Origin of the sequence: Streptomyces sp. NPDC001410 (assembly GCF_042895235.1) — a bacterium.
GTDB lineage: Bacteria > Actinomycetota > Actinomycetes > Streptomycetales > Streptomycetaceae > Streptomyces.
The window spans coordinates 56,728-74,719 of sequence record NZ_JBIAWE010000007.1; the positions used below are offsets into that span (position 1 = coordinate 56,728).

Below are 17,992 nucleotides of genomic sequence, written 5' to 3' on the forward strand. Positions count from 1 at the left end.
CCGGCTCGCGTTGTGTGACCTGGCCAAGCCCGTAACCCGATACAGGACCGGTATCGCAACGTGCAACGATGTGAAGGGGACGTGTGCAGGGTCACTTCTTGGTGCTGATGACCGCCTCCATGACGCTCTTCGCGATCGGGGCGGCCAGGCCGCCACCGGAGATGTCGTCGCGGTTGGCGTTCTCGTCCTCGACCACCACGGCCACGGCGACCGGCGAGCTGCCGTCGCTGAGCTTGGCGTATGAGATGAACCACGCGTACGGGTTGGCGCTGTTCGCCACACCGTGCTGGGCGGTACCCGTCTTGCCACCGACGGTGACGCCGCCGCCGATCTGCGCCCTCTGACCGGTGCCGCTCTTGACGACGGTCTCCATCATCGACTGCAGGATCTGCGCGTTCGTCGGCGACAGCGGGCGGCTCAGCTCCTTCGGCTCGGTCTTGGCGACCGGGTCGACGTTGGAGGACTGCAGCTCGTCGACCATGTACGGCTTCATCAGCCTGCCGTCGTTGGCGACGGCCGAGGCGACCATGGCCATCTGCAGCGGGGTGGCCGCGGTGTTGTACTGGCCGATGGAGGACAGGGCGGTCTGCGACGAGTTCATGTGCTCGGAGAACACCGAGGCGTTGGCGCGGACCGGGGTGAACTGTTCGGAGTCGAAGCCGAACTTCTTCGCCTCGGCCAGCATCTTGTCGTTGCCGAGGTCGGCGCCGATCTTGCCGAAGACGGTGTTGCAGGACACGCGCAGCGCCTCACGCATGGTCGCGTTCTTGCAGGGGATGTTCCCCTCGTTCTTCAGCTCGGTGGTGGTGCCCTTCATGATGTAGGGCAGCGGGGAGTCGGTGTTCTCGTCCGCCGACTTGTACCGCCCGTTCTCCAGCGCGGCCGCGGCCGTGACCACCTTGAAGGTGGAGCCCGGCGGGTAGGTCTCGCGCAGCGCCCGGTTCAGCATCGGGTCGGCCGGGTTGTTCTTCTTCTGGAGCTTGGTCCAGTTCTTGGAGTCCACGTCGGTGGAGTTGCCCGCGAAGGACGAGGGGTCGTACGACGGGTACGAGGCGAGCGCGAGGATCTTGCCGGTGGACGGGTCGAGGGCGACCACGGCGCCCTTGCCGCCCTGGTTCTTGAGGCCCTCGTACGCCGCCTTCTGCGCGGCCGCGTTGAGCGTGGTGACGACGTTGCCGCCCTGCCTCTGCTTGCCCGTGATCATGTCGAGGGTGTTGCGGAAGAAGAGCCGGTCGTCGGTGCCGGTGAGGATGCCGTCGTTGATCTTCTCCAGCTGGCTGCTGTCGAAGGCCTGCGAGGAGTAGCCGGTGACCGGGGCCCACATGGGCCCGTTCTTGTACGTGCGCTTGTACTTGAAGTCGCCGCTCTTGGACTCGACGGATCCGGTTATCGGGTCGCCGTCGACGATGATGTCGCCCCGCGGGTTCGCGTACCGCTCGATGGCGACCCGGCGGTTGTCCTTGTCGGTGCGCAGCGCGTCGGACTTCACGTACTGGAGCCAGTTGTCGCGGATCAGCAGGGCGAGGACGAGGAGTCCGCAGAAGATCGCGATCCGGCGCAGGGGCTTGTTCATGACGGGCGGACCACCTGGGTCATCTCGGCGTCGGGGTTGGCTGCGGGCGTGGGCGCCGGCCGGCGGGCGGTGTCGCTGATGCGGATCAGGATGCCGATCAGCGCCCAGTTGGCGATCACGGAGGAACCGCCGTAGGCGAGGAACGGCATCGTCATACCGGTCAGCGGGATGAGGCCCATCACACCGCCTGCCACGACGAAGACCTGGAGGGCGAAAGCGCCGGACAGGCCGATGGCGAGCAGCTTGCCGAACGGGTCGCGGGCGGCGAGGGCGGTGCGCACGCCGCGTTCCGCGATCAGGCCGTAGATCAGCAGGATCGCCATGATGCCGGCCAGGCCCAGCTCCTCGCCGAAGGTGGCGAGGATGAAGTCGGAGTTGGCGGCGAACCGGATCAGCTCGGAGTGGCCCTGGCCCCAGCCGGTGCCGAGGGTGCCGCCGGAGCCGAACGCCCACAGGGCCTGCTGCAGCTGGTCGGAGTGGACGCCGGTGACGCCCGGGGTGCGGCTGAGCACGTACTCGTGCATCGGGTTGAGCCACGCCTGGACACGCACCTGGATGTGCGGCTCGAAGCTCGCCACGCCGACGGCGCCGACCGCGGACATCAGCAGACCGAAGACGATCCAGCTGGTCCGCTCGGTGGCGACGTACAGCATGATGACGAACATTCCGAAGAACAGCAGCGACGTACCGAGGTCGGTCTCGAAGACCAGGATGAGGATCGACATCGCCCAGACGACGACGATCGGGCCGAGGTCGCGGCCACGCGGCAGGTACAGGCCCATGAAGCGGCGGCTGGCCAGCGCCAGCGCGTCCCGCTTCACCATCAGGTAGCCGGCGAAGAAGACCGCCAGCACGATCTTGGCGAACTCACCGGGCTGGATGGTGAAGCTGCCGACCTGGATCCAGATCTTGGCGCCGTAGGTGAGGTCGGCGCCGAGGCCCGGGACCAGCGGGAGCAGCAGCAGGACCAGCGCGCCGACCATGGAGATGTAGGTGTAGCGCTGCAGGACCCGGTGGTCCTTGAGGAAGAACAGCACAGCGACGAAGAGCGCGATGCCCATCGCGGTGTAGATCAGCTGGTTGGTCGCCTTGCCGCCGGCCACGCCGATGCCCTGCAGCAGCTTGGACTGGTCGAGCCGCCAGATGGCGACCAGGCCGAGACCGTTGAGCAGGGTGGCCAGGGGCAGCAGCAGCGGGTCGGCGTACGGGGCGAACTTCCGTACGACGAAGTGGGCGATGCCGGCCAGCAGGCCGAGGCCCAGGCCGTAGGCCAGCAGGCCCGCGGGCACCTGGTCGTCGAGGGCCAGGCCCACGTTGGCGTAGGCGAACACCGGGATGGCCACGGCGAAGATCAGCAGGGCCAGCTCGGTGTTGCGACGGCTCGGTGCGCCGATCGCGCCGATCGTGGACGTGTGGTGGGTCGGCGAATTCGAAGTACTGCTCATCGTGTGACAGGGCCTCTCACGGCTTTACTGCTTGCCGCACTGATCGACGACCTTCTGCTCATCCTCGGAGAGGCTCGGGCCGGGATTGGGCGTGGCGGTCGCGGACGGGGTCGGGGACTTGGACTTCGGAGACGTCGTGGAGGCCGACGGGTTCGGCGTCGGTGATGCCTTGGACGTGAGGGAGGTACGGGTGGTTCCCGTGGTGCCTCCGGCCTCGCCCTGGCCCGTCTTGGCGTTCTTCTCGGTCTCCGCTGCCGTGCGTTCCGCCTGCTTCTTGCACGCGGAGGCCTGCACGGACAGTGCCTCGATCTTCGTCTGGGCCTGCTGCAGACCACCTGCCGCGATCGTGTTCTTGACCTGCTTCTGCTGGTAGGGCGGCAGGTACTTGAGTTCGATCTCGGGGTGGTCCTTCTCCACCTCCGAGAGCGACACCCACGCCAGGTCCTGGCTGATGCCGCGGTACAGCGCCACGTGCTCGCCGCTGGTGCCGACGTAGTACTGCGTCTGTGTCCAGCGATAACCGCTGTACAGGCCGCCGCCGATGACCGCGAGGGCCAGGCCGCCGTAGAGGGACCGCTTCAGCCACTTGCGGCCCTTGCGCGGCTTGACGAAGTCCTCGTCGGTGTAGTCGCCGAAGCTTCCGGCCGGGATGTAGCCGGTGTCGCCGGAGCCGGGCGGGCCGAACTCGCCGCCGCCCTGTCCGTGGCCCTGGCGGCCGAGGTGGGAGGCGCGGCCGGCCGGGGTCTGCATGATGCCGTTGTCGTGCAGGTGGTGCTGGTTCTCGGCGACGGCGCCGACCACCACCGGGGTGTCGGACAGCTGCCCGGCGAGGGTGTCCCCGGTGTCCAGGTCGAGGACGTCGGCGACGATGACGGTGATGTTGTCGGGGCCGCCGCCGCGCAGCGCGAGCTGGATCAGCTCCTGCACGGTCTCCTGCGGGCCCTGGTAGCTGGCGAGGGTCTCCTCCATCGTCTGGTGGGAGACGACGCCGGACAGGCCGTCGGAGCAGATCAGGTAGCGGTCGCCGGCCCGGACCTCGCGGATCGACAGGTCGGGTTCGACGTGGTCGCCGCTGCCGAGGGCGCGCATCAGCAGGGAGCGCTGCGGGTGGGTGGTGGCCTCTTCCTCGGTGATCCGGCCCTCGTCGACGAGCCGCTGCACCCAGGTGTGGTCCTGGGTGATCTGGGTCAGCACCCCGTCGCGCAGCAGGTACGCCCGCGAGTCGCCCACGTGCACGAGACCGAGCCGCTGCCCGGTCCACAGCAGGGCGGTGAGGGTGGTGCCCATGCCCTCGAGCTGGGGGTCCTCCTCGACCATGGCGCGCAGCTGGTCGTTGGCGCGCTGCACGGCGGTGCCGAGGGAGGTGAGGATGTCGGAGCCGGGCACGTCGTCGTCGAGCGTGACCAGGGTGGAGATGACCTCGGAGGAGGCGACCTCGCCGGCCGCCTGGCCGCCCATGCCGTCGGCGATGGCGAGCAGGCGCGGACCGGCGTAACCGGAGTCCTCGTTGCCCTCCCGGATCATGCCCTTGTGCGATCCGGCGGCGAAGCGCAGTGACAGACTCATGCGCACCTCGCCAGTCGGCTCCGGGTACAGCCGGTCGTGTCGAGCCACACTGCCCACCCTCCGGTCGGGAGCGCGCCGCAGACCGGGGTGCGGCCTGCCGCTGCGTGCTCGCTCCGCTCGCGCTCACTCATGACGTAGCACTACTTCCGCAGCTCGATGACGGTTTTGCCGATGCGAATCGGCGCGCCCAGCGGGATCGGTGTGGGGGTCGTCAGCCGGGACCGGTCCAGATAGGTGCCGTTGGTGGAGCCGAGGTCCTCGACGATCCACTGGCCGTCGCGGTCCGGGTAGATCCTGGCATGGCGGCTGGAGGCGTAGTCGTCGTCCAGCACGATCGTGGAGTCGTGTGCCCGGCCCAGGCTGATGGTCTGGCCCTGCAGCGCGACGGTGGTGCCGGTCAGTGTGCCTTCGGTCACAACCAGCTTGGTGGGGGCGTTGCGGCCGCGTCGGCCGCCGCCGCCCTGCTGGGCGCGCTGCTGCGGGGGCGCGGACTGCTGCCGGGCCGCCTGCTGCGGGCGTGCGGCCTCTCTGCGCGACCCGCGCTGGGTGACACGCGTACCGAACAGGTCGCTTCGGATGACCTGCACGGCCACGATCACGAACAGCCACAGTACGGCCAGGAAACCCAGCCGCATGACCGTGAGGGTCAGCTCTGACATTGCCCCCGCTTCACCCTTCGGCTTGCCGGTAAATGATGGTGGTGCTGCCCACGACGATCCGCGAGCCGTCGCGGAGCGTAGCGCGGGTGGTGTGCTGCCCGTCCACCACGATGCCGTTGGTGGAGCCGAGATCCTGGATCGTCGAGGGCGTTCCGGTCCGGATCTCGCAGTGCCGGCGGGAGACGCCGGGGTCGTCGATCCGCACGTCGGCGTCGGTGCTGCGGCCCAGCACCAGCGTCGCGCGGGAGATCTGGTGGCGGTTGCCGTTGATCTCGATCCAGTAGCGGGTGCGCCCGCCGCTCGCCGGGGCGGCCGAGGGCCGCTGCGCGGCGGGCTGGGGGTAGCCGTAGCCGCCGGGCCGTGCGCCGGGCGGCGGCGCGGACGGCATCGGGGGCGCTCCGGCGGGAGCGGCGGGCGGGTGGCCGTAGCCGCCCTGGCCGGGGCGGCTGGCCGGAGCCGAGGGGGCCGCGCCCTGCTGGCTGGCGGAGGAGGCGAGGGTGCGCGAGCGCACCCGGTACAGGCCGGTGTCGAGGTCGTTCGCCTTCTCCAGGTTGACCTTGATCGGGCCCATGAAGGTGTAGCGCTGCTGCTTGGCGTAGTCGCGCACCATGCCGGCCAGCTCGTCGCCGAGCTGCCCGGAGTAGGGGCTGAGGCGCTCGAAGTCCGGCGCGCTCAGCTCCACGATGAAGTCGTTGGGGACCACGGTGCGGTCCCGGTTCCAGATGGTGGCGTTGTTGTCGCACTCCCGCTGGAGCGCACCGGCGATCTCCACCGGCTGGACCTCGGACTTGAAGACCTTGGCGAAGGTGCCGTTGACCAGACCTTCGAGACGCTGCTCGAACTTCTTCAGGACTCCCATGGGGCACCTCCTCCGTCGCTGACGCTGCTTCCTTGCCCTGCTCTGTGCCGCTGTCCTGCCCGGTACTGCTTACTGATCGTATCTACGCGTCCGGCAATCAGCCGGTTCCCCGAGCGGCTGCCCTTCGAACCCCTCCAGACAAGGATCGTAGAGGCGGACACTGACCAGTGTCCCGCACCCTGCTGTGCTCCCGGTCCGCCTCCTGGGGAGATGCCCTGGACCGGTACGAGGTTGATACGTGACCAGGGACTCCCTGAAACGTGGCCGGGTACGGGGTGGGGACCGGGGGCCGGGAAGGGATGTGAACCCACCCCGTACGGCGTGCTAATGTTCTGCATGTCGGAAGGGGCCAGCCCGAAAGGGACGGAGCCGGAAGACACACCCAATGCGCGGGTGGCGGAATAGGCAGACGCGCTGGATTCAGGTTCCAGTGCCCGCAAGGGCGTGGGGGTTCAACTCCCCCCTCGCGCACAGAGAGAAACCGACGAAACGGGTCTCTGCCGGTGACGGAAGTCACGGCGGGGGCCCTTTTCTCGTTGTGTCCGGGTTTGTGAGGGATCGCACACCTGGGAACGGACATAGGAGACCCCATCGGTGAGCCATCTCACCGATGGGGTCTACGGCTTTTCTTCAAGTGATGTCGTGTTGTTACCTGGGGGCTTGCCCGGCTAGGCGGCGTCGGGTGTGAGGTGCCCGGTCGGGGTCCAGGTCTTCGGTTCTTTCGTCTGACGGCGATGGTGGGTGCGCCGGCGTGGTCGCTCGCCGCCGAGGGACAGAGTGTCCAGCCACTTTTTGATCCTGCGGCGGTTGGCGTGGGCCAGTTGGAAGGCGAGCAGGATCGTTTGCGCTGCGATGCCGCGGATGCGGCGGGAGCCGGCGGATTCGATGCCCTCGGCGAGGGGGTTCTTGGCGTAGCCGTTGTAGCCCTCGACGCTGTTGCGGAGCCGGAAGTAGACCTTCTGCCATTCGGGGCCGCCGTATTCCAGGGCCTGCCAGTGCTTGGCTCCGGTCTCGGGGCTGATGGTGATGGTGCGCCGGCGGCAGACCTTGAGCGGGCCGACCGGGCTTGGCTCCGGGTCGACCAAGGGGAGATGGATTCCGCGGCCCATGGTGCGGGGCTTGATGGAGCACTGGGCCTTGCCTGCCTCGGCGGGCCGCGATCAGTCGGACCCAAGTTTCGCGGTCGATGCGGTCGGCGTGCAGGTCGATGGTGGCGGTGATGAGGGGCTGGGGCATGGACGGGCAGTACCAGCGGCCTTCGACGAGGACCGCGCCGTGTGTTCCGCCCTGCTTGCCGAGCTGGTCCGCGCGGTAGTCGTAGACGGGCTTGTAGCCCATGGCCCGGACAGGGATCTGCCATTCGTCGGGCTCGGAGTTGTTGTAGGCGCGGTCTCCGGCGAGGAATCCGGGTTTGTATCCACGCTCCCGGAGTCGGTTGAGGATCTTCAGGCCGTTGTACGCCGGACGGTGACCGGGCTTGTCGAGAGCCGCGCCGAGCACAAGGGCGGGGAGGACATCGGGGTTTGGTGTGCCGTCGTCGAGGAGCACGGCGTCGTGTTCGGCATCCCGGGTCACGATGAGGTGGGCGTCGTAGCCGAAGAGGTACTTCTTCTTGAGCGAGGGCTTCTTCTCGCGCAACGGGGTCTTTGACCGGCCCTTCTTGGCGGGTGCTGGGGCAGGGCGCATGGAATCGGCGACCGGCGTGTCGGGGTCTCGGTGGTCGCCTTCGCGCACGTACCAGCCGGCGTCCGGGTCTGTGGCGAGCTCCGGCCCGTTCGTGCGGCGGCCGCGAGAGAACGTACGGACCGGTGTGGCGTCCACACCCAAGGACACCTCCGCCAGCTCGCTCAGCAGACCGTGGAGAGGCCGTACGGAAGCGTCGAGCAGGAACTCGGTGAACAGGGCCAGCCGCCGCTCCCGTTCGGCGAGTTCGTCGGCGTCCGCTGCCGCTGCGAGGTCCTGGGCCTCCCCGCGGGACAGGTGCCCGTTGGGCGGCAGCGGTGACGGGTTCATCGCGTCCTTCATCGCGTGGAAGAGGCGGCGGACGACGGCGTAGGCCGCCTCGAACCCCTGGTCGTGGTCTTCGTGCTCGGGGATTTCCAGCAGCGTGCGCAGCCGCGGGGTGATGCGGAAGTACAGGATGTCGGTGACCCGTTCCAGGACGATCTTGCCGCCGGTGTCCTGGGTGCACAGGTGAAGGCCGATCAGGAGGCTTCTGATGTGCAGGGTGCGGTGTCGGCCGCGTGGGAGGTGGACGAACTCCTCGAGGAGCGGGACGAGTCCACTGGTGTCCACCTCCTCGATCGCCGCTTCGACGTCGGCGTCTGTGATGAGCCTGCGCTTCTCGCGCATGGCCATCAGGCGCTCGTGGCGCTCGGTGGGCACCCGGCGGAACGTCGTCACCGTGCCCCTCGCACCAATTGGGCCGCTTCCTCGGCCGGGACGGCGACTTGCTCAATGCCCCTTGAGACCTCGGTTCCGAGGTTCTGGACTGGTTCGCCTGGAACCCCATGCGGGAGCCTCCGCGCATCGTTTCGTGAGAGTTCCGGGACCCCAGCCGCCATGCGGGCCCGCCTACCTCACTCCCGGCCCGAGGTGGTGCGGCGGAGGGCGTGCCGCTGCGATACAGGCGTCGAGGTGGCTAGGCGACGGTGCCGTCCGGAACGGCCTGTTCCGTCCAGATGATCTTGCCGGTCGTCGTGTAGCGGGTGCCCCAACGGCGGGCAAGCTGGGCCACGATCAGCAAGCCCCGCCCTCCCTCGTCGGTGGTCCGGGCGTGGCGCAGGCGTGGCGATGTGCTGCTGGCGTCGGAGACCTCGCAGATCAGGCTGCGGTCCCGGATCAGGCGGAGGCAGACCGGCCCTCTCGCGTGGCGGATGGCATTGGTGACCAGTTCGCTGACGATGAGCTCGGTGGTGAACGTCAGATCGAGTATGCCCCACTCCGTCAGCTGCTGGGCGGCGAGGGCGCGGGCGTGCGCGACGGTGGCCGGATCGCTGGGCAGATCCCAGGACACGACCCGGTCCCGGGGCAGGACACGGGTCCGGGCGAGGAGCAGTGCCGCATCGTCGGACGGCGGGCCGACCAGCAGGTCGTCGATCACCCTGCGGCCGCTCTCCTCCAGCGTCGGCCGGGGCGCGGCGAGGACATTACCCAGCCGGGAGAGTCCGACGTCGATGTCCCGGTCGAAGGACTCGATGAGGCCGTCGGTATAGAGCGCGATGAGGCTGCCTTCGGCCAGTTCCATTTCGACGGACTGGAAGGGGAGATACCCGAGGCCGAGTGGCGGTCCGGCGGGCAGGTTCACGATTTCGGCGCCGCCGTCGGGACCGACGATCACCGGCGGGAGGTGACCGGCCCGGGCCAGCGTGCACCGCCTGCTGACCGGGTCGTAGACGGCGTACAGGCAGGTGGCTCCCATGAACGCGGTACCCGCGGCGGCGTCCTCGGCCGCCGTCGATCCGTCGCTGCCTTCGGCCCCCATGAGGCCGATGACCAGGTCGTCCAGATGAGCCAGCAGTTCGTCCGGAGAGTGGTCGAGATTGGCGAGCGTGCGTACGGCGGTGCGCAGGCGTCCCATGGTCGCCGCTGCGTTGATGCCGTGCCCGGCCACGTCCCCGACGACCAGTGCGATGCGTGCTCCGGAGAGCGGAATCACGTCGAACCAGTCGCCGCCCACACCAGTGGGGGCATCCGCCGGGAGATACCACGACGCCACCTCCAGAGCAGACCCTCCCGTCAGTTCCTGCGGCAGCAAGTAGCGCTGCATGGAACGGGCCGCGGTGCGCTCGCGGGTGAAACGGCGCGCGTTGTCGATGCACACCGCGGCGCGGGAGACGAGTTCCTCGGCGAGACGTACGTCGTCCTGCTCGAACGGGCCCAGTCGCCGGGAACGGGCGAACGTCGCCGCGCCCAGGGTGACCCCGCGCGCCCGCACCGGAACCACCATCACCGATCGGATGTCGTACTCGCGGATGGAGGCGCCTGTCGACTCGTCCTGGGTCACCCACGGGCTGGTGGTCTGGTCCAGAGTCCGTTCCACGAGGGTTCTGCTCTCCAGCAGGCATCGGGTCACGGGTGAGGAAGGTGCGCGCCGAACCGTCTCTCCCACTGCCAGCGTCGCCTCGGGGCAGCCCTCACGCACCGACTGCTGCCCCGCGCGCCGGATGACGGGTGCCATACCGACCGGCCCTGGGGCCGGCTCCTCACCTCTCGTTACCGAGTCCAAGAGGTCGACGGCGACGAAGTCGGCGACGGAGGGCACGGCGTTGTCGGCCAGTTCCTGTGCGGTCCGTGTCACGTCCAGGGTGCTGCCGATGCGGGCAGCGGCGTCGTTGAGCAGGGCCAGGCGTTCCTGGGCCCGCCAGCGCTCGGTGACGTCGATGACCATGTACCAGACACCCACGTTCCGGCCGTTGCGGTCCTTCATGGCGAAGAAGGAGGCGGAGATCGCGCGGATGTGGTCGGGGTCGGTGTGGCTGGGGCCGCGGTACTCATAGTCCATCACCGAATCGCCGGTCTCCAGAACCCCGCGCAGCTGCTCCTCAAGAGCCTCGGCCTCCGCCTTCGGCAGTACTTCCGCCATGCGTCGGCCCAGCCGCCGTTCGAGGGGGATCTCGCGGTCCAGTGGCTCGTTGACCCAGACGTACCGCAGGTCCGTGTCGAGGACTGCGATGCCGACCGGTGCGTGGGCGAGGAAGGGAGTGAGCACCAGCTGGCTCACTCCGCCGCCCGGCATCCGCCAGAAGGCCGTTTTCGGGGGTCGGCCGACGAACCTGCCGAAGACCAGCGCGGCGACCGTGGCGACCAGGACGCCCGGGACCATTTCGTACACGCCCGACTCGAGAGGGCCTAGCAGCGGATTGATCTTCTTCCACAGCAGCACGGTTGCCGCACCCGACACGATCCCGGCCATGGCCCCGGCCCAGGTCATGCGCGGCCAGTACAGCGAGAGAAGGACGACCGGTCCGAAGGCGGCACCGAAGCCTGCCCAGGCGTAGGCGACGATACCCAGCAGCCCGCCGCCCCTGAGCGCGATCACGAAGGCCACCAGGGTCACGACGACGACAGCGGCGCGACCGACCCACACCAGTGCCCGGTCTGAGGCGCGCCGGTGGAGGAACGCGCGGTAGAAATCCTCCGTGAGAGCGACGGACGACACGAGGAGCTGACTGTCCGCGGTGGAGATGATCGCAGCCAGTACGGCGATCAACATGACCCCGGCACCCCACGGATCGAGCAAAGCCCGGCTCAAACTGATGTACACCGTCTGCGGGTCGTGGAGCGGCGTGCCGGTCAGCGCGATCCCCACCAGGCCGACGACCGTGGCGCCAGCGAGCACGATGATGACCCACCCGGTTTCGATACGTCGGGCCGCGGGGATGGCGCCGGTGCTGCGGATTCCCATGAAGCGGGCCAGGATGTGCGGCTGACCGAAATAGCCCAGACCCCAGGCGAGCAGCGAGATGATCGCGACAGCGCCGAGCGAGCCGCCGGCCGACCACTGTCCGTCCGTGAAGCCGACCTTGGCACCCATGTCCAGCAGGCCGGGTGTCTTGCTGTTGAGGGTGTCGCGCAGCGCACCGAAGCCGCCCAGTGCCCCGATGCCGATGACGGGGAGCACGAGCAGGGCGAGGAACATCAGTGTGGCCTGCATGACGTGCGTGAGGCTCACGGCGAGGAAGCCGCCCAGGCACGAGTAGATGACGATCACCAGGGCGGTCAGGGCCACCCCGAGCCCGAACCTGACATCGAAGATTTGTTCGAACAGCAGCCCGCCGGCCACCAGCCCACTGGCGACGTAGACGGTGAAGAACACAAGAGTGACTGCCGCCGAGACCATCCGAAGCGTCCGGGTGCGGTCCTCGAACCGCTCCTCCAGATAGGCCGACAGACTCACGGCGTTCCCGGCGCGCTCGGTGTAGGTACGCAGCCTCGGCGCGACGAACAGCCAGTTGGCGTAGGTGCCGAGCACCAAGCCGACCGCGATCCAGCTGGCACCGACGCCGGCCGCGTACACCGCTCCGGGAAACGCAAGAAACAGCCAGCCGGACATGTCGCTGGCCCCTGCGGACAGGGCGGCGACAAACGCGCTGAGCCTGCGGCCCCCCAGGGCGAAGTCGGCGAAGGTGTGAGTGCGGCTGTACGCCCAGACACCTGTCCCGACCATGACGGCCACGTACACGATGAACGTGACCACGATCGGCGCACTCAAGTCGAACATACTGCCCTCACCTGCGTGGTTTCTGGGCACGGGCGCCACTGTCGCACGCCTGACAGCTCGTAGCTCCTACTAGGTAAATGTACAGATGTCGGTCACTGGGGGCCGGAAACACCGCGCGCGCGGGGGCTCACCCGCTCACTACGGGAGTCTGTCCCATCGGGCTTGGGCAACCCGATCAGGAGCAGCGTCACGTCGTCGTCATGCTTGGCCGTCTCCGGAATGAGGGTTCTGATCAGCCGGTCAGCGGCTTGATCGAGGCTCTCCGGATCCGGAGGAGCGCCCTTCAGCGCGTCGTCGAGAGTGTGGGCGAGGATGTCGATCTGGGCCTCGATGTCGGTACCGGGCCTCTCGACCAGTCCGTCGGTGTAAAGCGCGAGAGTGCTGCCCGGTGGCAGCGGCTGGGTCGTCTGCCGGAACGGCACGCCGCCGCCACACGAATCGTTGACGCCCAGCGGCACACCGACCGGTGCCTGCAGCCGGCGGGCGGGCCCGCCAGGGGGCAGGACGATGACCGGGAGGTGTCCCGCCGAGCACAGAGTGACCTCATGGCCGCTCTGGTCCACCACCAGGTAGACGCAGGTGACGAGCTGGTCCGCCAGGTCACCGACGAAAGCATCCAGCCCGGTCATCAGCTCACTGGGAGGTACGCCCGTGCGGGCCAGCGCGTGGGAGGCTGCGCGCAGCTGGCCCATGACGGCCGCTGCCTCCAGCCCCCGGCCCATCACGTCGCCGACGACGATGCCGGTGCGGTCCCGGTCCAGGGGAATGACATCGAACCAGTCGCCGCCGACCCCGGGGTCCTGGACGGACGCCAGATACCGGTGGGCGCTGGGCAAGTGGGGCAGACGGGACGGCTCGCCCATGAGACTGTGCTGCAGGGTGTAGGCGATGCGTCGGTGCTCCTCGTAGCGCTCGGCGCGTTCGGCCTCGGTCTGCCTGCGTTCGGTGATGTCCCTCACGGACAGGAACACCAGCGTCTCCTCATCGGCCTGGAGCCTACTGAGGCTCACCTCGACGGGGAACTCACTGCCGTCGCTGTGCAGCCCGTACAGGCCCCGGTCCAGGACGATCGGCTTCGGGTCCGCCTGCCTCAGGTAGGCGCCGAGGAAGGCGCTGTGCCGTCGACGTCGCGGGACGGGAACCAGATCGATGACCTGGGTGCCGACGAGGTCGGCCGGCGCATGTCCGAACAATCGTTGCACCTGAGCGTTGGCCATGGCGATGGTGCCGTGGCCGTCCGTGATCAGGGTGGCGTCAGGCGCGGATTCCAGCAGCGCCAGGAAGCGCTGGTGAGCGCGCCGGACCTCGTGCTGGGCCGCGACTCGTTCTGTGATGTCGGTGACCACGCCACCTATCGCGTAGGGCTTGCCGGACGACGTGGTGAGCGGGAACAGACTGGTGAGGAGGTCCCGTGGCCCTCCCGGCAGGGCGAGCAACTCCTCCCGCTGCACGGGGGTACCCCCTGCCAGCATGGCGAGGTCTGCGGCCCGCGCCTGACGCGCGAGGTCGGACGGCATGACATCCCGGTCCCGGCGGCCCAGTACCCGCTCGCGGGACAGGCCCAGGCTCTCCTCGAACGTCGTGTTGACCGCCAGGAAGCGCCCGTCCAGGTCCTTGATGAACACCACCGCGGGTGTGTGGTCCATGAACGCCTGCAGCAGTTCGTTCTGTCGCACCTGCCATTCCGCACGGGCGTGCGCCACCTCGATACGGCGGCCCACGACCAATGCCGAGAAGATGACCGCGGTGAACACGGCCACGTGCCCGCACACCAGCAGCGCGGTACCCAGACGTGTCCCGAACAGCGCCGCGTCCTCACCGGCCACGACGAGCCAGCCCAGCAGCGGCGGTACGACCAGGACGGTGGCGAACAGTCGGCGCCCCAGCGCTCCCGTCGTACCCGCGTTCATCAGCAGTCCGGCAGGACCCCGGTCCGGCCGGGCGAGGAAGGCGGCGATGCCCAGGAGCACCAGAGCCAGGCCGGTGTACAGGGCCATGCCTTTGTAGGCGCCGAACCGTTCCAGTTCAGGTACGGCGTACGCGGACCCGTACAGCCGCAGCATTCCCAGCGTGAGAACGGCCAGGCCCAGGACCTGACTCGTCCAGGCGGGAAGCCGGGACGAGCTCGCGCACAGGGCTGCCACGCCCCCGATCATCAGTGCCGTGGCCGTGTTCGGTGCCATCCGTCCAGGCACCTCTGTCGCCACCCGCACCGTGTCGTCCCTGAAGAGCAGTTCATCGATGCCCAGGCCCACCCCGGTCAAGTACTCCACAACGGTGAGCCCGCCGATCAAGGCCGCCAGGGCTGCGGCCCCACGGGCTGCGGTGATCATCCAGGGCGTGACGGATCTGCGAGCCACCAGAAACAGGGAGATTCCGAGTGCCAACAGCGCCACGACGGTGTTTGCGTTCATGGTCGCGTCGGCACGGGGCATGCGTCTCAGGACGTCGATGCCGAAGACCCAGCCGGACAGACCCGCCGCGCCCAGCACAGCGGCCACAACGGCCGCGCCCTGAGCCACGACGCGAGCAGCATCCAAGGCGGACTGCTCATACGGCAGGTCCGCGGCCTGCTCTGCTCCAGGCGCGCCGGGCAACTCGGGCGCCTGCTGCTCTTCCGGCACGGAACACTCGTCTAGGTGGATGAACGACTGAATCGCCACTCACACCCTAAGTACTTTGACCTCTCAGCGCCCTGGTCCGCGCGCCCCTGCCATCCCCCGGTCGTGCCCAGGACCGACTCCGTCAGCCGGTCCGACTTGACGCCGTTCTCGAGCCTGGCATTCCAACTTCATTGGGCGACCGTCGCCCACGAGGCGCTCCAACGGTACGGCCCCAAAAGGTGATCGATCACGTCACGGCCGCCGGACCGATGGAAACCCACCAAGCACGCCCTGCAAAGTCGAGGGCCCGACAGGTCCCGGATGGGACGCCCGCGATTCTGCCCTCCTCGTCATGGTGGTCCCACGTCAGGACGGCCCGTGAATGATCTTCCGTGAGCCAGGGTGACAAAACATCGGTGCCCGCTCGTCCATTGGTCGGTGACGCTGAGGCCAAGGTCCTCGGCCACCCTGCGGAGGGCTCCTCGTCCGAGCCGCGCCCAGGGAAAGGGGGGCCCGCTATGGCCCTGGAGGTCCTCGAACCGGGCGGTGCACAGCTCCTCGACGTCGTCGGGGTCGACCTCGACGACGAGGCGACCCGCCGGCGCGACGAGCCCACGACAGCGGTGCAGCAGGCTGCGCGGGTCCCCTCCGATACCGATGTTGCCGTCGATGAGCAGAAGGGTCTGCCAGCCTCTCTCGGCCGGCAGACGGTCGAAGACCGATCGGCAGAGTGCGAGCCCACCCAGGGCACTGGTCAGCGCGACCGCGCGAGGTGCGATGTCGACCCCGAGGGCGAAGACTCCCCGGCCGAGGAGTTCTCTGCACAAACGGCCTGGCCCGCAGCCGACGTCGAGGACGGGCCCGACGCAGCGTTCCAGCACGGTCTTGTCGGCCACTGTGGGCCGTGCGTGCCAGCGGTGGACCGGCATCCGGACACGGTGCCCGGCCGCCAGCCGCAGGTACACCGGCCCGCAGGCCGGTCGCAGAGCCAGCGCGTACGGATCCTCGTCGCCGTCGTACAGCTCGTCCTCGTCACCCGTCATGGTGTGGCGCCACGACCGGCGGCGGGCTGGCTCTCGTCGCCGCGGCCGGCCCGCCGTACGCGACGAAGGCTGAGCGCGAAGGCCACCGCGGAGGCACCGAAGAGCACGCCGGTGATCGCCAGCCATCGGCCGAGGTAGACGCTGTCGGACAGCCCGGTGTCACCGGGGTGGGGCACGGCAAGAGGAAAGACGAGGGGGAACCAGACCAGCAGGAGCAGACCTGACAGGAAGGCGGGGACGCGCAGGTAGTTGATCCACGGCACCATCGGTGCGTCGGTGGCACGATGCCTCAGCACGGAGAGTGCCGACAGGTCGGCCAGCGAATACAAGGGCAGCAGGATGAGGTCGTGGAGGACGGCCGCACCGACGAACCAGATCGCCACCTCCAGCGGCCGGACGGCGAACAGGCGCACCATGGCGTATCCGGTGAGGGCGAACGAGGCGATCAGGACCAGAAGGTGCAGAGGGCCGGAGCCGTACCAGCGGACGAATCGTGTCATGGTCACGGCCTGAAGGTGATCCGGTGGACCCACTTGGTGTTGTTCACGCCGGGGTTGGCCGGGACGATGATGCGAGCCGGGTAGCCATGGTCGAGCGAGAGGTCCACGCCATTGACGCGGAGCGCGAGCAGGCTTCGGGGATCGCGGATCTGGTTGCCCCGCAGCACGACCCTGGTGAACGGGCCCGGCGGTTGGATGGATTCGACCAGGACGCTTCCGGCCTCGGTCATGCCGGCCAGGGCGGCGAGGTCGGCCAGCCGGAGGCCGCTCCGGTGCTGGTCGTCCGTGGACCATCCCTCCACGCAGGCGATCGGCAGCGCGGCGGCGTGGTGGGGCATCGTCAGAAGCTGCTCGCGTGTGAAGACCTGCGGGGCTCCGCGTCCGTGCACCTCCAGCCGCCAGTTGGGTCCGACGAGCGCGGGGGTGACGCCGACCTTCGCCGCCGTCTTGTTGATCTGGAAGCTGTTCGGGCCGCTGCCCGGATCGCGATTGTGCGGTGCGAGCAGCGCGGTGCCGCGCAGCCACCCGCCAATGCTCTGTCCGGCGGTCACGGCGAGGAGGAGCAGCGATCCCACGCCTACCATGCCCACGGCGCCGCGGCGGGTCATCGTCGGCTGAGCGGGGGCTCCCGCCACGAGGCCGTCGGGGTCGGGTGGTTCGGGCACGGTGTGGGCGAGGTCGGTACGCAGCTCGACGCTCAGACTGCGCGAGCGCAGGGCTCGTGTCATCCGGCCGAGCCTGAGGCACACGTGGACGACGAAGGCGGCGATGAACACCCAGGCGCCGTAGAAGTGCAGGCGATAGAAGGAGCCCGGGAAGACGTAGTAGAGCTGGATGTTGAGGATACCGGTGACGAATTCGAAGATGACGCCGCCGACCAGCATCAGCAGCGACAGCCGCTCGAGTCCGTGGGCGATGGAGCGCACCGGCAGCCATTCGAACAGCTTCGGGATCACCGACCACAACTTGGCCAGTAGAACCGGCACGAGGACCACGCCCAGCGTCACGTGGACGCCCTGGAGCAGCCGGTACAGCCAGTAGGGGTGTGTGGGCCAGCTGAAGAGGTAGAAGCCCAGCACGTCCTTGTCGGGGGTCTCGTCGTTGAGGGGGCTCAGGTCGGGGTTGTAGGAGGCGTAGGAGAGCAGTCCGGTGGCGAACAGCAGCGGAATGCCGATCAGGAGGACCAGGCCGAACACCGATGTCAGCCAGGGCCCTCGGATCGGACTGCGCCAGAATCCGGGACGGAACGGCCCCGGGGGGTGGGGGAAGCTGCCCGACGCGCTGTGCCGTTGCACGAGTCCGAGCACGGCCCGCGGCAGCGGCAGCAACCGCAGTGCCACGTAGGCGCTTCAGTCGCTCCAGCGCTGGCTTCTCTTCCGACCTGCGGCGTCGCGACCCACCGGTTTTGGCCGGACCCGACGGCCGGCCGCCACTTGCCATCGGCCGTCTCCTCCAGTCTTCGAGCTGCGCTCGCACAAGGACGGTCGCAATGCCGCGACCCATGTCGGACAACAGGGCACT

The 17,992-nt window shown here is 68.7% G+C and carries 11 protein-coding genes and 1 tRNA gene; 1 reads left to right on the top strand and 11 read right to left on the bottom strand.

Annotated features, from left to right (window positions below; all coding sequences use genetic code 11):
• Positions 1-91: 91 nt before the first annotated feature.
• The 5 genes from ACFY3C_RS16445 to ACFY3C_RS16465 all read right to left on the bottom strand — a co-directional run bounded on the left by ACFY3C_RS16445 (position 92) and on the right by ACFY3C_RS16465 (position 6,102).
• Positions 92-1,573 carry a penicillin-binding transpeptidase domain-containing protein gene (locus ACFY3C_RS16445; RefSeq protein ID WP_390771187.1) on the bottom strand — a complete coding sequence of 494 codons (1,482 nt, stop codon included), beginning with the start codon at positions 1,571-1,573 and terminating at the stop codon, positions 92-94.
• Positions 1,570-3,018 (bottom strand): FtsW/RodA/SpoVE family cell cycle protein, encoded by a 1,449-nt coding sequence (locus ACFY3C_RS16450; RefSeq protein WP_390771188.1) that lies wholly within the window; start codon positions 3,016-3,018, stop codon positions 1,570-1,572. The genes ACFY3C_RS16445 and ACFY3C_RS16450 overlap by 4 nt, the downstream gene beginning before the upstream one ends.
• Positions 3,019-3,042: 24 nt before the next feature.
• Positions 3,043-4,584 carry a Stp1/IreP family PP2C-type Ser/Thr phosphatase gene (locus ACFY3C_RS16455; protein WP_390771189.1) on the bottom strand — a complete coding sequence of 514 codons (1,542 nt, stop codon included), beginning with the start codon at positions 4,582-4,584 and terminating at the stop codon, positions 3,043-3,045.
• A gap of 140 nt (positions 4,585-4,724) precedes the next feature.
• The gene (locus ACFY3C_RS16460) at positions 4,725-5,243 is read right to left on the bottom strand and encodes an FHA domain-containing protein (protein ID WP_386572729.1); all 519 of its coding nucleotides are present in this window, start codon (positions 5,241-5,243) and stop codon (positions 4,725-4,727) included.
• 10 nt (positions 5,244-5,253) lie between these two features.
• Positions 5,254-6,102 (bottom strand): FhaA domain-containing protein, encoded by an 849-nt coding sequence (locus tag ACFY3C_RS16465; protein WP_390771190.1) that lies wholly within the window; start codon positions 6,100-6,102, stop codon positions 5,254-5,256.
• Positions 6,103-6,489: 387 nt separating this feature from the next.
• Here ACFY3C_RS16465 and ACFY3C_RS16470 point away from each other — a divergent pair.
• Positions 6,490-6,573, top strand: a tRNA-Leu gene (locus ACFY3C_RS16470).
• A 177-nt stretch (positions 6,574-6,750) separates the two neighbouring features.
• On the opposite strand, the gene ACFY3C_RS16475 is transcribed toward ACFY3C_RS16470, so the two are convergent.
• The 6 genes from ACFY3C_RS16475 to ACFY3C_RS16500 form a co-directional block, all read right to left on the bottom strand.
• Positions 6,751-8,505, bottom strand: coding sequence for a hypothetical protein (locus ACFY3C_RS16475; RefSeq protein ID WP_390771191.1), 1,755 nt, complete (start codon positions 8,503-8,505; stop codon positions 6,751-6,753).
• 238 nt (positions 8,506-8,743) lie between these two features.
• The gene (putP, locus tag ACFY3C_RS16480) at positions 8,744-12,325 is read right to left on the bottom strand and encodes a sodium/proline symporter PutP (RefSeq protein WP_390771192.1); all 3,582 of its coding nucleotides are present in this window, start codon (positions 12,323-12,325) and stop codon (positions 8,744-8,746) included.
• A 92-nt stretch (positions 12,326-12,417) separates the two neighbouring features.
• Positions 12,418-14,949 carry a SpoIIE family protein phosphatase gene (locus ACFY3C_RS16485; RefSeq protein WP_390771193.1) on the bottom strand — a complete coding sequence of 844 codons (2,532 nt, stop codon included), beginning with the start codon at positions 14,947-14,949 and terminating at the stop codon, positions 12,418-12,420.
• Between the two features lie 329 nt (positions 14,950-15,278).
• Positions 15,279-15,971 (bottom strand): class I SAM-dependent methyltransferase, encoded by a 693-nt coding sequence (locus tag ACFY3C_RS16490; protein WP_390771194.1) that lies wholly within the window; start codon positions 15,969-15,971, stop codon positions 15,279-15,281.
• Positions 15,968-16,471: a hypothetical protein gene (locus tag ACFY3C_RS16495; protein ID WP_390771452.1), complete on the bottom strand. Its 504-nt coding sequence runs from the start codon at positions 16,469-16,471 to the stop codon at positions 15,968-15,970. Before ACFY3C_RS16495 ends, ACFY3C_RS16490 begins: the two co-directional genes overlap by 4 nt.
• A 2-nt stretch (positions 16,472-16,473) precedes the next feature.
• A complete protein-coding gene (locus ACFY3C_RS16500) occupies positions 16,474-17,766 on the bottom strand; it encodes a molybdopterin-dependent oxidoreductase (protein ID WP_390771453.1) in 1,293 nt (430 codons plus the stop codon).
• Between the last annotated feature and the right edge of the window lie 226 nt (positions 17,767-17,992).

Coding starts and splice junctions, on each gene's coding strand:
- ACFY3C_RS16445 (WP_390771187.1), bottom strand. CDS start 1,573: ATGAACAAGCCCCTGCGCCGGATCGCGATCTTCTGCGGACTCCTCGTC.
- ACFY3C_RS16450 (WP_390771188.1), bottom strand. CDS start 3,018: ATGAGCAGTACTTCGAATTCGCCGACCCACCACACGTCCACGATCGGC.
- ACFY3C_RS16455 (WP_390771189.1), bottom strand. CDS start 4,584: ATGAGTCTGTCACTGCGCTTCGCCGCCGGATCGCACAAGGGCATGATC.
- ACFY3C_RS16460 (WP_386572729.1), bottom strand. CDS start 5,243: ATGTCAGAGCTGACCCTCACGGTCATGCGGCTGGGTTTCCTGGCCGTA.
- ACFY3C_RS16465 (WP_390771190.1), bottom strand. CDS start 6,102: ATGGGAGTCCTGAAGAAGTTCGAGCAGCGTCTCGAAGGTCTGGTCAAC.
- putP (WP_390771192.1), bottom strand. CDS start 12,325: ATGTTCGACTTGAGTGCGCCGATCGTGGTCACGTTCATCGTGTACGTG.
- ACFY3C_RS16490 (WP_390771194.1), bottom strand. CDS start 15,971: ATGACGGGTGACGAGGACGAGCTGTACGACGGCGACGAGGATCCGTAC.
- ACFY3C_RS16495 (WP_390771452.1), bottom strand. CDS start 16,471: ATGACACGATTCGTCCGCTGGTACGGCTCCGGCCCTCTGCACCTTCTG.